Origin of the sequence: Mesobacillus jeotgali (assembly GCF_002874535.1) — a bacterium.
In the GTDB taxonomy this organism is placed as follows: domain Bacteria; phylum Bacillota; class Bacilli; order Bacillales; family Cytobacillaceae; genus Mesobacillus; species Mesobacillus jeotgali.
The window spans coordinates 2,121,633-2,134,997 of record NZ_CP025025.1; the positions used below are offsets into that span (position 1 = coordinate 2,121,633).

The 13,365-nt window shown below is 42.1% G+C and carries 15 protein-coding genes; 7 read left to right on the forward strand and 8 right to left on the reverse strand.

Annotation, left to right across the window (positions count from 1 at the left end):
* Nucleotides 1-203 precede the first annotated feature (203 nt).
* The 5 genes from qoxD to CD004_RS24065 all read right to left on the reverse strand — a co-directional run bounded on the left by qoxD (nucleotide 204) and on the right by CD004_RS24065 (nucleotide 4,545).
* Complete coding sequence (gene qoxD / locus CD004_RS10755) at nucleotides 204-503, reverse strand: cytochrome aa3 quinol oxidase subunit IV (protein WP_102262757.1); 300 nt, start codon at nucleotides 501-503, stop codon at nucleotides 204-206.
* A gap of 1 nt (nucleotide 504) precedes the next feature.
* Nucleotides 505-1,110 (reverse strand): cytochrome aa3 quinol oxidase subunit III, encoded by a 606-nt coding sequence (qoxC, locus tag CD004_RS10760; protein ID WP_102262758.1) that lies wholly within the window; start codon nucleotides 1,108-1,110, stop codon nucleotides 505-507.
* On the reverse strand, nucleotides 1,100-3,079 hold the full coding sequence (qoxB, locus tag CD004_RS10765; protein ID WP_102262759.1) for a cytochrome aa3 quinol oxidase subunit I: 1,980 nt from the start codon (nucleotides 3,077-3,079) through the stop codon (nucleotides 1,100-1,102). The genes qoxC and qoxB overlap by 11 nt, the downstream gene beginning before the upstream one ends.
* On the reverse strand, nucleotides 3,069-4,094 hold the full coding sequence (gene qoxA / locus CD004_RS10770; RefSeq protein ID WP_102262760.1) for a cytochrome aa3 quinol oxidase subunit II: 1,026 nt from the start codon (nucleotides 4,092-4,094) through the stop codon (nucleotides 3,069-3,071). Before qoxA ends, qoxB begins: the two co-directional genes overlap by 11 nt.
* A 286-nt stretch (nucleotides 4,095-4,380) precedes the next feature.
* Nucleotides 4,381-4,545 (reverse strand): hypothetical protein, encoded by a 165-nt coding sequence (locus tag CD004_RS24065; protein ID WP_170029971.1) that lies wholly within the window; start codon nucleotides 4,543-4,545, stop codon nucleotides 4,381-4,383.
* Nucleotides 4,546-4,669: 124 nt separating this feature from the next.
* Here CD004_RS24065 and CD004_RS10775 point away from each other — a divergent pair, with 124 nt between their 5' ends.
* The 4 genes from CD004_RS10775 (at nucleotide 4,670) to adhE (ending at nucleotide 9,474) form a co-directional block, all read left to right on the forward strand.
* Entirely contained in the window at nucleotides 4,670-5,425 is a 756-nt protein-coding gene (locus CD004_RS10775) for an alpha/beta hydrolase family protein (protein ID WP_102262761.1), read from the forward strand.
* Between the two features lie 21 nt (nucleotides 5,426-5,446).
* Nucleotides 5,447-6,340, forward strand: a complete 894-nt coding sequence (locus CD004_RS10780; protein ID WP_267892370.1) for an oxidoreductase — start codon at nucleotides 5,447-5,449, stop codon at nucleotides 6,338-6,340.
* 195 nt (nucleotides 6,341-6,535) lie between these two features.
* Nucleotides 6,536-6,763 (forward strand): hypothetical protein, encoded by a 228-nt coding sequence (locus tag CD004_RS10785; protein WP_041966255.1) that lies wholly within the window; start codon nucleotides 6,536-6,538, stop codon nucleotides 6,761-6,763.
* Between the two features lie 107 nt (nucleotides 6,764-6,870).
* Nucleotides 6,871-9,474: a bifunctional acetaldehyde-CoA/alcohol dehydrogenase gene (adhE, locus tag CD004_RS10790; RefSeq protein ID WP_102262763.1), complete on the forward strand. Its 2,604-nt coding sequence runs from the start codon at nucleotides 6,871-6,873 to the stop codon at nucleotides 9,472-9,474.
* A gap of 187 nt (nucleotides 9,475-9,661) precedes the next feature.
* On the opposite strand, the gene CD004_RS10795 is transcribed toward adhE, so the two are convergent.
* Together CD004_RS10795 and CD004_RS10800 are read right to left on the reverse strand one after the other, a co-directional pair.
* Nucleotides 9,662-10,360 carry a DUF421 domain-containing protein gene (locus tag CD004_RS10795; RefSeq protein ID WP_102262764.1) on the reverse strand — a complete coding sequence of 233 codons (699 nt, stop codon included), beginning with the start codon at nucleotides 10,358-10,360 and terminating at the stop codon, nucleotides 9,662-9,664.
* A gap of 310 nt (nucleotides 10,361-10,670) precedes the next feature.
* A complete protein-coding gene (locus CD004_RS10800; RefSeq protein WP_023614374.1) occupies nucleotides 10,671-10,871 on the reverse strand; it encodes a cold-shock protein in 201 nt (66 codons plus the stop codon).
* A gap of 324 nt (nucleotides 10,872-11,195) precedes the next feature.
* Between CD004_RS10800 and CD004_RS23780 the strand changes: the two genes are divergently transcribed.
* Both CD004_RS23780 and CD004_RS10805 read left to right on the forward strand, forming a co-directional pair.
* Nucleotides 11,196-11,333 carry a hypothetical protein gene (locus CD004_RS23780; RefSeq protein WP_158651537.1) on the forward strand — a complete coding sequence of 46 codons (138 nt, stop codon included), beginning with the start codon at nucleotides 11,196-11,198 and terminating at the stop codon, nucleotides 11,331-11,333.
* 214 nt (nucleotides 11,334-11,547) lie between these two features.
* Nucleotides 11,548-11,751, forward strand: a complete 204-nt coding sequence (locus CD004_RS10805) for a hypothetical protein (RefSeq protein WP_102262765.1) — start codon at nucleotides 11,548-11,550, stop codon at nucleotides 11,749-11,751.
* Between the two features lie 139 nt (nucleotides 11,752-11,890).
* On the opposite strand, the gene CD004_RS10810 is transcribed toward CD004_RS10805, so the two are convergent.
* Nucleotides 11,891-12,481, reverse strand: a complete 591-nt coding sequence (locus tag CD004_RS10810) for a biotin transporter BioY (protein ID WP_102262766.1) — start codon at nucleotides 12,479-12,481, stop codon at nucleotides 11,891-11,893.
* A gap of 122 nt (nucleotides 12,482-12,603) precedes the next feature.
* Between CD004_RS10810 and CD004_RS10815 the strand changes: the two genes are divergently transcribed.
* A complete protein-coding gene (locus CD004_RS10815) occupies nucleotides 12,604-13,359 on the forward strand; it encodes an NAD-dependent protein deacylase (protein WP_158651538.1) in 756 nt (251 codons plus the stop codon).
* The last annotated feature ends 6 nt before the right edge of the window (nucleotides 13,360-13,365 follow it).

Here is a 13,365-nt window from a genome sequence, read left to right on the forward strand (position 1 = left end):
CACTCGAGCAAAAGCTGTCCGAAGTAGGGGCAAGTTCGGACAACTTTCCCGCCACACAAGCAAAAGCTGTCCGAAGTATCATCAGGTTCGGACATAATCTCGGCTCACTAAGCCAAAGTTGTCTAAAACAGCATCAATCACTCAAAATGAGCCCACAAAAAAACCAGGCCACCCCCAAAGAGGATGCCTGGTTTCATTTCGTTTTAATGCGAGTGTCCTGAAGTCATAACCCAGATGGATCCTGCAACAATGACTACTGCGATAAATGCTGAGTAAATGATATTGATATTATTCGTCACTTTATCCTCGCCTTCATTTACGTGCATGAACATGTAAAGCTGGATTCCGGCCTGGACAACCGCCAGTGTGCCGATGATCCACATGACTGCCTTCATTGAAAGTGAGCTCTGAAGGGCAATCCATGCAGCGCCGAATGTCAGGACGAGTGACATGAAGAATCCGATGACATGGCTTAATGGGAAGCCTTTTGAATGCTGATCCATATTACATCACCAACCCTTGTAAATAAACGAATGTGAAGATGAAAATCCAAACGACATCAAGGAAGTGCCAGTACAGTCCGAATATGAATGCCTTACGTGCTGTCACTGGTGTCAATCCGCGCTGCACTATCTGGACGATCAGCAGGATCGCCCAGCCAATCCCGATTGTGACGTGCAATCCGTGTGTTCCCAGCAGAACGAAGAAGCTGGATAGGAACGCACTTGTTTGCATTGTTGCACCTTCATGTACATAGTGCATGAATTCGCGAATTTCCATGAAAAGGAACCCACCGCCCAGTAGCAGCGTAAATACTAACCACATCAGCATGCCTTTTATATTGCTGCGACGCATTTCAAAAATCGAGATACCCATTGTGAAGCTGCTTGTCAGCAGCAGGAAAGTCTGAATCATAACATCTTTTACAATGAAGATATCCTTCTGAGTCGGTCCGCCGGCATAACGCTCACCGAGCACTCCATACACTCCAAAAAGGGTAGCGAAGAGCACGATTTCAGCTCCGAGGAAGACCCAGAAGCCGAGGATATTCATCCTGTTTTGTTCTGTCTGGTATTCGAGCGGCAAAGCGGCATTAACTTTAGCTGACATGATTCTTCACTCCTTTGTTCGCGCCTTTTCTCCATTTGCTTTCTGTTTCAAAGATTTCATCCTTGTGGACATGGAAGCCTTCATCATAGTCAAATGAACGGAAGGCAAGTCCAGCGAGAATACCTATAGCGGCAACTCCGGCAGCAATCGTCCATTCGAAAACAAGCAGGAATCCGGAAATTCCGAAGACAACCCCCATATAAATCGGGATCCATGTGTTGCTGGGCAAATGGATTTCTTCAATTTCATCTTCAGAAAGTGGCTGAAGTTGATTGTTCTTTTTCATGTGCCAGAATGCATCAAGCTTTGTAACCTCAGGGAGGGAAGCAAAGTTATAATGCTGTACAGGTGTTGCTGTTGCCCATTCAAGCGTTCTTGCATCCCACGGGTCATTGCCGATATTGCGGTCAGCGTTACGTGCGCTCCAGTAGATGTTGTAGACAAGAGCCGCAAATCCTGCTGCAAGAATCACTGAACCAACAGCAGAAATCATCATCAATGGACCAAACCCAGTTTCAGCTGAGTAAGTGTACGCGCGGCGGACCGCACCGTCAAGTCCAAGGAAGAACATTGGCATGAACGTCACGTTGAAACCAACAACGAACAGCCAGAAGTGCCATTTCCCGATTTTCTCATTAAGCATATAGCCGAACATCTTAGGCCACCAGAAGTAAAGGCCTGCAAAGATCGGAAACACTACCCCAGGAATCAGTACATAGTGGAAGTGTGCCACCAGGAATAATGTGTTGTGATACTGATAATCTGCTGCAGCCATCGCCAGCATGACACCAGTAACACCGCCGATGACAAAGTTAGGAACGAAAGCTAATGCCCAGAGCATTGCCGTCGTAAACTTGATCCGGCCTTTTCTCATCGTGAACAGCCAGTTGAATACCTTCACCCCTGTAGGGATGGCAATTGCCATCGTCGTGATCGAGAAGAAAGAGTTCACGCCTGCGCTATTACCCATTGTGAAGAAGTGGTGAACCCATACTAGCATACTTAAAACTGAAATCATTACGATCGAGATGACCATTGATTTATAGCCGTATAAAGTTTTACGCGCAAAAGTCGAGATAATATCTGACAGCATACCGAATGCTGGCAGAACGACGATATAGACTTCAGGGTGTCCCCATAGCCAGAACAGATTCGCCCAGAGCATATCCATACCGCCGCCCGAGATCGTAAAGAAGTGAGTACCGAACGTGCGGTCAAATGTCATCAATGCCAGCGCAACTGTAAAAATAGGGAAGCTGGCTACGATGATGATTGAAGTGATGAAAGATGTCCATGTGAACATTGGCATCTTCATTAAAGTCATGCCTTTAGTTCTCATTTTTAACACTGTGACAACGAAGTTAATACCTGTCATCAAAGTACCGGCACCTGCTATTTGCAGGGCAACTGCGTAAAAGTTATTCCCGATGCCCGGACTGAATTCTTTTCCGGCAAGAGGGAAGTATGAGGTCCATCCTGCGTCAGGTGAACCGCCAATGATGAATGAAATATTGAACAGTGCTGCGCCGCTCACAGTCAGCCAGAAGCTGAGAGCATTTAGCTGTGGAAAAGCAACATCACGGGCACCGATTTGCAACGGAATCACAAAGTTCATGAGACCGATCAGAAGCGGCATCGCAACAAATAAGATCATGATGACGCCGTGTGTTGTGAATACCTCGTTATAGTGCTGGGCATTCAGAAAGTCATTTTCCGGCACGGCTGTCTGGCCTTTCATCATCAAGCCATCAATACCGCCGCGGAGAAACATCACGACGCCTACCAGGATATACATAATCCCGATTTTCTTGTGGTCAACAGTTGTAAACCACTCCGACCATAGGTAATTCCATTTTTTAAAATAGGTGAGACCGGCTAATGCACCAACTAATGTCAGGGCAATCCCGATTTGTGATGCGAAAATTAATGGATCACCAGTTACGAAAAATTCATCCCACTTAATGCCCACTGTGGTCACCCCCGTGTGAATCTTCAGTTTCAGATTCTTTATGGTTCATATCTTCATTGTTTTCATGATTTAAATGATCATTGTTTCCATCTTTATTTTTGTAATTATCCTTATCCTCAAAAATCTTTCCAGGCCAGCCATGTCCTCTATCGTACATTTCCGGATTCGTGTAGTTCTTTGAATGCGGATCAGAGTGGTCGACCCATTCAAGGTGTGTGTTTGAGAATGTCTTGCGTCCAAGGTGGGAAGGCTCAAGCATCTTCTCATATTCCTCCAAAGTCATTTTTGGAGCAGTTTCTTTTACGTCTTTGATCCATTTATCAAAATCTTTTTGTGTCTGGGAAAGCACTTCGAACTCCATGCCTGCATATCCCTGGCCGTTAAAGTTTGTGTTCTTGCCAACATATGATCCTGGATTATCTGCAACCAGGTAGAGCTGAGTTTCAGCTTTCGCCATCGTGTATTTTTGGCCGGCCAAAGCAGGAATCCAGAAACTTTGCATCGTGCCTGCTGAGGTCAGTCTGAAGTCGATCGGACGGTCTTCAGGAATATTCACATAGTTGACTGTTTCGATTCCTTGTTCCGGATAACTGAAAATCCATTTCCAATCAGCAGATGTAACGTTAATGACAAGAGGCTCTTTATTCTCATAACCTTTCGGGATTTCATCTATAGCGTAAATCGTTTTGACAGTAGGGATCGTCAAAGCAACGATAATCAAAATCGGAATCACTGTCCAAATTATTTCAAGCACAGTGCTGCCGTGTTCTTCAGGTGGTTCGTAATCCAAGTTGTCTTTTCTTTCACGGTACTTCCAGACGATGAATCCGAATAGCCCGAATACAACGACTGTGACGAGTAACATCAGAGCAATCGAAAAGTTGATTAACTCAAGAATTTGTCTTGCGATTGGTCCCTCCGGGTTGAATACCACCATATTGTTTTCACAGCCGCTAAGCAACAGCACAGCCATGATCGAGGTGAGGGAGACCAAAAATAGTTTTGATTTCTTCATCACTGCAGCTCCTTTCAAATATGAACCTTGTTCATTCTATCACAAACTTATGTTCATTTGTTCACAAAGTTTTCGAAAATAACCCCTTAATGAACGGTAAGTTGTGGCAAAAGGTGTGATAAATATCACACTGCTTTATTTGTAATCATTCTAACATGGAAGTTGTTACGGTTTTGACGACAAATGTGAACAAATTATGAAAACAAAAATTGTCATCTTAGTGAATTTAAAAAATTTCCTATTGACGAAAAAACAGGACCTCAATTTGAGGCCCTGCTTCACAAGATTAAGATGCTTTGTGTCTTTCTATATATGTCTCCAATGCTGGATGAAATTCTTTTTCATAGTGGCCAGCAGGACAGGCCTTAATTACGACCGCCTTGCATGAAGGATTATCTTTTACTTCCAACGCTGTTTTACAACGTGGGCATTTTTCAACAAAAAGATTCATTTTAATATCCCTCCAATAATTCCTATGAGTTTAGTATGAATTAAATTCAATATAATTTCAATGGTTAATAAGACCAATTGTGTTACCATTGAAGTTATTGAAGGTAGCAAAAGGAGTTGTCTAAATGCAGGAAGCAGTTTCGCTTTTACATAACAACCAGGTGATTAGAGGGATGGCACATATCCCCTTGGCAGGCCAGAAGGAGGCTCCTGCTGTTATTCTCCTGCATGGCTTTACCGGCAGCATACTAGAGCCACATCGTTTCTTTTTGAAAATTTCAAGGGCACTCGAAGATCTTGGGATTGCGAGCTTCCGATTCGACTTTTTAGGAAGCGGAGAGAGTGATGGGAATTTTGAAGACATGACTGTGTTGAATGAATTAGCAGAGGCAGAAACAATTCTTGAGTATGTTCGTTCACATCCCAGCATTAATAACGAAAAAGTGATTGTCCTCGGTTTTAGTATGGGAGGATTTGTTGCCAGCCTACTTGCTGGAGATCATCCAGAGAAAATCGAGAAACTTATTTTACTAGCTCCAGCTGGCAGTATGGCAGAAGAAGCGAAGGTTATGGTGAAAAATTCTACATATATTAAGGAAAAGAGCGCCTTCGACATTGGTGGGAATTTAATAGGAAAAGAATTTATTGAAGAGTTAAGTACCATTGATGTGTGGGAAAGGGCAAAAAAATTCAAAGGCGATGTTTTGCTGATTCATGGGACAAATGATCAAGCTGTTTCGATTGAGGATTCCATGAAATATCAGGAGAAATGCTATCAGGAACAGGCGACGCTCAACATTGTGACAGGGGCTGACCATACCTTTAATTCTTATCATTGGGAAAAAGAAGTTATTGAAAACATTTGTAACTTTGTAAAATAGAACATACGGAGGTGCATCATCATATTAATCGAGAACTTATCAGGCAAGACAGTTATCATCACTGGAGCCAATAGCGGCATCGGCTATGAAGCGGCAAAGAAACTCTCTGAAAAGGGTGCACATGTCATATTCGCAGTGAGAAATGAGGAAAAGGGCAAGGTTGCTGTTGACTCTATAGTGCAAGGAAATCGTGAAGCATCAGTAGAAATGATGAAGCTGGATTTGGCAGACCTCGCAAGTGTCCGCAATTTCACTTCAGCTTTTATGGAAAAATACAGCTCCCTGGACATACTGATCAATAACGCTGGAGTCATGATCCCTCCATATGGCAAGACAAAGGATGGATTCGAGCTTCAATTCGGCAGTAATCACCTTGGCCACTTTGCGTTGACAGGCCTCTTGCTGCCAATTTTAAAAAATACACCTGGTTCCAGGGTTGTCACTTTGAGCAGCATCGCTCATCGGGGAGCTTCGATTGATTTTGATAATCTGGACGGCTCAAAGGGATACAAAGCAATGAAATTTTATGGACAGAGCAAGCTTGCTAACCTGTTATTTGCTAGGGATCTTGATAATCGTTTTAAACAGCATGGAATCGAAACAATCAGTGTCGCTTGCCACCCGGGAATTTCCAATACGAATTTATTCAATCTAGGGAAAGGTGAAACCCCTAAATATATGAAAGGATTGATGAAATTTTTTTCCCAGCCCGCAGAAATGGGCGCTCTTCCAACCATCTATGCTGCAGCGGATGACAGCTTGACCGGCGGTGAATACATTGGTCCGGACGGGAGAGGAAACAGAAAAGGATATCCTGCGATTGAAATTCCTGCATCAGGAGTTTTTAATGAAGAAACAATGACCAGGTTATGGACCGTATCGGAGGAATTAACGGGGATATCCTTTAATTTTTAGAGACTCTTCCTGGAGTCTCTTTATTACAATATTAATATATTAAAATAATAATTAATTTGTAAGCGATTACAATCTGTTGTTCTTCACTCTTTTGAAAGTTGATAAACAATAGTTCATATATTGTTCAACATTTCACAAACTATTATTCTGATTATGTGATAATCTTTAATTAGAAAAGGAAAAGGAGTGATTGAAATGATGTATTGCGAATTTAAACCCTTCTCAACCGATACTGAGACATACACCCAGGAAATGCTTGAGGAAGTCATTGGTGATGAATTTGAAGCGATGATGTATAAAGACGATAAAGAAATTCCAGCATACATCTGGACAGTAAACTTCGTGGTCATAGTGAAAAGAAGTACGAAGTTTGTTACAGACATCAGCTTTGAAAAAATACCTAGAAATCCAGTTTGCGAGTAAAATATTTTTTTGGGCAATCATGTGAAAACATTCACAAATTAGAACTTACAACATATGCTCTACATAAATACAGCCGGCAACACTAAAACATTAAGGAGGTCCTTAAGATGGGGACAGTTGAAAAAGTGGTAAAGGAGCAATCATCCGTTACGAAAATGGTTGATGTTCTATTAGATAAAGGGATAAATGCATTATCACAACTGCGTGAGATGGATCAAGAAGCAGTCAATAAAATCGTGAAGGAAATGGCGCTCGCAGGACTTGACCAGCATATGCCACTCGCAAAAATGGCAGTTGATGAAACAAAACGTGGTGTTTATGAAGATAAGATCATCAAAAACATGTTTGCTACTGAATATGTGTACCACAATATCAAATATGATAAAACAGCCGGCATTATCGATGAAAATGAGCATGAAGGGATGATCACAATTGCTGAGCCAGTTGGTGTGATCGCCGGTGTAACACCGGTGACGAATCCAACCTCTACAACCATGTTCAAGGCGCTGATTTCAATTAAAACAAGGAACCCAATCATATTTGCCTTCCATCCATCTGCACAAAAATGCAGCAGTGAGGCTGCAAGGATTCTCCGCGACGCAGCTGTTAAAGCAGGAGCACCTGAAGATTGTATCCAGTGGATTGAAAAACCATCTCTTGAGGCAACACAAGCTCTAATGAACCATCCGAAAATTTCGATGATTTTGGCTACTGGCGGTGCTGGCATGGTAAAATCTGCCTACAGTTCTGGAAAGCCGGCACTAGGTGTTGGTCCTGGGAATGTACCTTGTTATATTGAACGAACTGCAAATGTAAAACGGGCAGTCAATGACCTGATATTATCCAAAACATTCGATAATGGAATGATCTGCGCATCTGAACAGGCAGTCATCATTGATAAAGAAATTTACCATGATGTAAAAAAGGAAATGATTGCGAATAGCTGCTACTTCCTAAACGAGGAAGAAAAAATGAAAGTCGAGAAGCTTGTCATTAATGAACAATCATGTGCTGTCAATGCTGATATCGTGGGCATGCCAGCTCATAAAATTGCTGAAATGGCTGGAGTGTCAGTACCAGAGGAGACTAAAATCCTTGTTGCTGAGCTGAAAGGCGTGGGACCTCAATATCCGCTTTCCCGTGAAAAGCTGAGCCCGGTGTTAGCATGCTATAAAGTGAATGGAACAGACGAAGGGTTTAAGCGTGCAGAAGAGATGCTCGAATTCGGGGGGCTGGGCCACTCTGCTGTCATCCATTCAACAAGTGATGAAGTGATTAAAGCATACGGCTTAAAAATGAAGGCAGGACGCGTTATCGTAAACGCACCGTCATCACAAGGCGCAATTGGTGATATCTATAATGCCTACCTGCCATCTCTGACACTCGGCTGCGGAACTTACGGCGGGAACTCCGTGTCTACCAACGTAGGTGCAATCAATTTAATAAATGTCAAAAAAGTCGCGAGAAGGAATGTGAATATGCAGTGGTTTAAGGTACCATCAAAAATTTACTTTGAAAAGAATTCGACACAGTATCTTGCGAAAATGCCTAAAATCTCAAAAGCATTCATCGTCACGGATCCTGGTATGGTGAAGCTAGGATATGTTGACAAAGTTCTCTATCATTTAAGAAAGCGTCCGGATTATGTACACTGTGAAATCTTCTCAGATGTAGAACCAGATCCATCAATCGAGACTGTGATGAAAGGCGCAGAAATGATGGCGAGCTTCCAGCCAGATGTCATTATTGCCCTCGGTGGAGGCTCGGCGATGGACGCAGCAAAAGGCATGTGGCTGTTCTATGAATACCCGGAAGCAGATTTCCATGGCTTGAAGCAGAAGTTCCTTGATATCCGCAAGCGGATCGTCAAATATCCGCAGCTTGGCCGCAAAGCCCAATTCGTAGCAATTCCAACAACATCAGGTACTGGTTCAGAAGTGACATCCTTCTCGGTCATTACCGATAAAAAAGCGAACATCAAATATCCACTCGCGGATTATGAGCTGACACCAGATGTTGCTATTGTCGATCCGCAATTTGTCATGACGGTACCGAAGCATATTACTGCTGATACAGGAATGGACGTTTTAACACATGCCATCGAAGCTTATGTCAGCTGTATGGCCAATGACTATACAGATGGTCTTGCCATCAAAGCGATCCAGCTTGTATTTGAATATCTTCCAAGAGCGTACCGAAATGGCCAGGATGAAGTTGCGCGCGAGAAGGTGCATAATGCGTCCACGATTGCCGGCATGGCGTTTGCAAATGCTTTCCTGGGAATCAACCATAGTCTAGCACACAAGCTTGGTGCAGAATTCCATATTGCACACGGCCGCTCCAATACCATCTTGATGCCGCATGTCATCCGTTATAACGCAACAAAACCAAAGAAGTTTACGGCATTCCCTAAGTATGAAAGTTTCGTAGCCGACCAGCGTTACGCAGAAATCGCACGCATACTAGGCCTGCCGTGCCGTACCACTGAAGAAGGTGTTGAAAGCCTTGTCCAGGCGATAATCAAATTGGCTAGAGAAATGGATATTCCAATGAGCATCGAAGCAAACGGTGTAGATAAAGCCGAATTCGAAGCAAAGGTCGACCAACTTGCTGACCGGGCATTCGAAGACCAGTGTACAACAGCCAACCCTAAGCTTCCATTAGTATCAGAACTGGCGGAAATCTATCGATTGGCATATAAAGGAGTCTAATGAAAAAAAGGGATGGATACTTCGTGTTCCATCCCTTTTACACATATACAATAACTAATTATTGCTTCGACGAATTTTTAAATTCAATGGCGGGGGCGAGGAGGATGCTTTTCCTGGATTTCGCTCAAGGGATTTTGAGTTGACTTCCTCTTGTTGGTGTGTTAATCAATATGTTTCAGTGAGAGTATTAATGTAAAAAATCTTCTCTTTTATCAATATATAGATTCCCGTCTGGTTGGACTTCTGCATAGAAAACATCATCTATAGATTGGATTCCAGCGTGTTGAAGCTGATCGTCGAGCCAGGTTTGGTCCTTATTCATTTTGGCCAAATTTTTATCATTGACTTGTCCGTCAGCCACTAGCTCTGTAGAAAGCGGAACAAAATCCCCTTTGGACATCGCGATATTCAGATCGCTTTTCGTAACAGCTTGTTTGGGTTCCTTTTTCATGACCGAAAGCTTTCCGTCCGTTTCAAAGATGGCATAATCAACATCACTCAATGAAAAAATGCTTTTTTCACGAAGCCTTGCTTGTAGGGAGTCAGTATCTAGGCGTGTTTGTTTCAGTACATCTTCTAAAATTTTCCCTTTTTTTATCACGATAACCGGATCACCCATTAATAGCTTTCTCGCTTTTTTTGATTTAAGGTGAATTTGATCAGTTAAGACTGTAACAGCGGCCCAGCCTAGTAAAGCAATAATCCCGTTTATAATACTTACACTTGGATTGACAACAAGTGCTGCTGCAATGGAACCAAAGGCGATAGCCGATACAAGGTTAAAAAACGTCATTTGGCTGATTTCTTTTCTTCCAGTCCACCTTGCCATAGAAAGTAATACGATAAAACCAACCGCTATCCTGAGGATCAATTCATACTGATTCAATTTATATCCCGCCTTCACGTTAATATTGTGAATTATTTGCAAATAGTCGGGGTATTATTCTACATAAAGGAATTCATGACTTCTATTTCTTTATCATCCTTAACAAAACTCAAGTTGTGGAAGAATTCATCGCCATTGCCAGGTTAGATTCAGAATATGGCGGAATTAGTTAATAGAAATGGGCTAATGGAGGGGGGCAAAAGCTTTTGTGGAAAGGTACTCTAAAATAGAACGCCGAAGGGAAGAGGGGGATGGACGCAAAATAAAAAGAAGGTCCCATAGGAACCTTCTTCTTTAAACAAAACTAATATTATAGTTTTGAAACGTTAGCAGCTTGTGGTCCGCGAGCGCCTTGCTCAACGTCGAAAGAAACTTTTTGACCTTCGTCTAATGATTTGAAACCTTCAGATTGGATAGCAGAGAAGTGTACGAATACGTCGTCTCCACCTTCGCGCTCGATGAATCCAAAACCTTTTTCTGCGTTAAACCATTTTACTGTACCTTGTTCCATTTCTTGTTACCTCCCAGTGCGTTAGCACATTATGTTACTATCCTTGCCCAAAGTGATCATTAAGACGAAATAATTTCTATCCTTTACACCGAACAAAAATAATTCTTCTTAAGAATAACAGGATGTGGAAGAAAAAGCAACTTAAATCTATTTTTCCAGTTACATTCCTCCAAAAGCCTCATTTTAAATTTGTGCCTGTATACTCTTTTACTAGCAAAGAGTTTACAGGCGGGATTCAAGTACCAATATCCGTGTGTGTCTTAATAAAACCAGGAGTATCTAACCGTCGAGCTCCCATTGCGTGAGGTTTCAACGGGTTATTACATGGGATACTACACAGCTACGAAAGATCTGGTAGCAGACGGAGCAGTCAATGAAGTAAAAGTGGTTGATTCCTACGGAAATGAAACAAGAGAAACCGCTGATGGCAAGTTATTCATCAACGTAAATAAAAAGAATTAATTGATCTATTTAACGGTATTTTTTGGAGCCCTACGCCGGTGGTGAAGGGCTCCATTTTCATTTAAGCTGAATATTCACCTTCGGAAAAGGTTGGCATACTGAAATACCACCTTTTTAGAGCCAAGATGCTTCCTAAGTCAAGATCATCTACAAAAACCACCGATGAATGCAAAATAAGCCAATAACAAATAGTAAGAAAAAGGAGGTTAGGTTAATGGGAAAATGGAACGAAGAAGGTGCTCCGAATAACAACCTTTCTGCTGAAACAATCGCGAGCTCAAAACTTGTAGGAAAGCCAGGACTTCAGGTTCAGGAACATGAGTTTTCAGAAGAACTTGCAGATGGCGGAGAGAGGGATAAAGCGATCGATAAACAATTGAAGGAACATCAAACAGGTATGAAAACTACAAGGAAATGATTTGGGAGTTGTCTGGTGTGGGGAGACAGACACTTCTATCTTCTTTATAGTGAGTGTAGGCCGTTGTTGGGCACAAAGAAGGACAGCTGTAATAGCTGTCCTTCTTTGTGCTACTCTTTAACTCAACAGTAAATCTTAATTAAGCCGTTTTGCGTAAATGGCTGAAACTTGGTCTTGAAAGCACTGATCTTTCAAGTCGTGCAGCCATCAGGCCTGCAAAAACTGCAAGGATGATATCTTTTGGGAGTGGAACGACCATCCAAAGCCATGCCATTCCATACGAAAAGCCTTCTGGAGCTGCTGCCCAAAATTTATAGGCAAAATACATCCAGTTTGTTCCGATGATATAATTAATGGCAAGTCCAATTAGTGAAGCAATGATGAATGTCGCGACACTACGTTTCTTCTCAACGATTTTACCAACAGCATAAGCAGTAAGAATAAATGAAAGAATAAATCCGAAAGTCGGGCTGATCAATGTTCCAAAACCTGCGCCAAATTGCGCGAAAACCGGGACACCTACTAGTCCTACTAAGGTGTAAACGACCATTGAAATAGCGCCTAACCGGCTGCCTAAAACGGCTCCAGCAAGAATGGCAAAGAAGGTTTGCAATGTGATCGGCACGCCTCCAACAACCATGAAAGGTACGATAGATGTGATGTTCGAGCCAAAAGCCATCAGGGCAACAAACATCGCTGCCAGTGTTAAATCAAGAGTTCTAAATTTCATTACTAAATCCCCTTTATGTACTTTATGTGCAATAATAGATTAAACTTTTTGAATATTATATGTCAACACAAAAATATTTCGGTTAACAAAACTATTCTAACTAATTTAAGGAGCTGATATTCTTGGAACGTACTCTTGAGTTGTGTTCGGAAATCATTCAAAATGCGAACAATATCGTTGTGCTTTCCGGTGCAGGAATCAGCACTGAATCAGGAATCAGGGATTTTCGCTCCAGGACAGGACTTTATGCCATGGCTCCCGAATACATCCTCTCCTTAGAGTATTTTTATAAGAATCCAAAAAAGTTTTACGAATTCGCAATCGAAAACCTGTATCACCCGAATGCTGTTCCGAATAAAGGACATGATATTCTGGCTAAATGGGAAACAGAGGGAAGAGTTCATCATATCATTACACAAAATATAGATGGACTCCACCAAAAAGCTGGAAATAATAATGTCATTGATTTCCATGGGACGATGAAAACGGCGTCTTGCCAAAATTGTGGTGATAAATATAGTTTGGAAGAAATGATAAGCAGAATGGAAGAAACAAATCATTATTATGTTTGCGATCGCTGCAATTTAGGAAGCTACATAAAACCTGATGTCGTTTTATTCGGTGATGCTGGGGAATGGTTCACAGCTGAAGGCTTTGAACAGATTCTTGGATTTATTGATGACGCGGACTGTTTGCTAGTGTTGGGTTCGAGCTTGAAAGTTACGCCATTTTCAGCATTTCCTCAATACAAAAATGACGGAGTCCCGATGATTATCATCAACAAGGGTGAGACTCCATATGACTATGCACCTGATACATATGTGATTCAGGACTCCATAGGCAAAACATTAACCATTATAGATCGAAGTATAAAGTAAAGGGTG

Coding starts and splice junctions, on each gene's coding strand:
- adhE (WP_102262763.1), top strand. CDS start 6,871: ATGGGGACAGTTGAAAAAGTGGTAAAGGAGCAATCATCCGTTACGAAA.
- CD004_RS23780 (WP_158651537.1), top strand. CDS start 11,196: ATGGGATACTACACAGCTACGAAAGATCTGGTAGCAGACGGAGCAGTC.
- CD004_RS10785 (WP_041966255.1), top strand. CDS start 6,536: ATGATGTATTGCGAATTTAAACCCTTCTCAACCGATACTGAGACATAC.
- qoxD (WP_102262757.1), bottom strand. CDS start 503: ATGGATCAGCATTCAAAAGGCTTCCCATTAAGCCATGTCATCGGATTC.
- qoxC (WP_102262758.1), bottom strand. CDS start 1,110: ATGTCAGCTAAAGTTAATGCCGCTTTGCCGCTCGAATACCAGACAGAA.
- CD004_RS10810 (WP_102262766.1), bottom strand. CDS start 12,481: ATGAAATTTAGAACTCTTGATTTAACACTGGCAGCGATGTTTGTTGCC.
- CD004_RS10805 (WP_102262765.1), top strand. CDS start 11,548: ATGGGAAAATGGAACGAAGAAGGTGCTCCGAATAACAACCTTTCTGCT.
- CD004_RS10775 (WP_102262761.1), top strand. CDS start 4,670: ATGCAGGAAGCAGTTTCGCTTTTACATAACAACCAGGTGATTAGAGGG.
- CD004_RS24065 (WP_170029971.1), bottom strand. CDS start 4,545: ATGAATCTTTTTGTTGAAAAATGCCCACGTTGTAAAACAGCGTTGGAA.
- CD004_RS10800 (WP_023614374.1), bottom strand. CDS start 10,871: ATGGAACAAGGTACAGTAAAATGGTTTAACGCAGAAAAAGGTTTTGGA.
- qoxA (WP_102262760.1), bottom strand. CDS start 4,094: ATGAAGAAATCAAAACTATTTTTGGTCTCCCTCACCTCGATCATGGCT.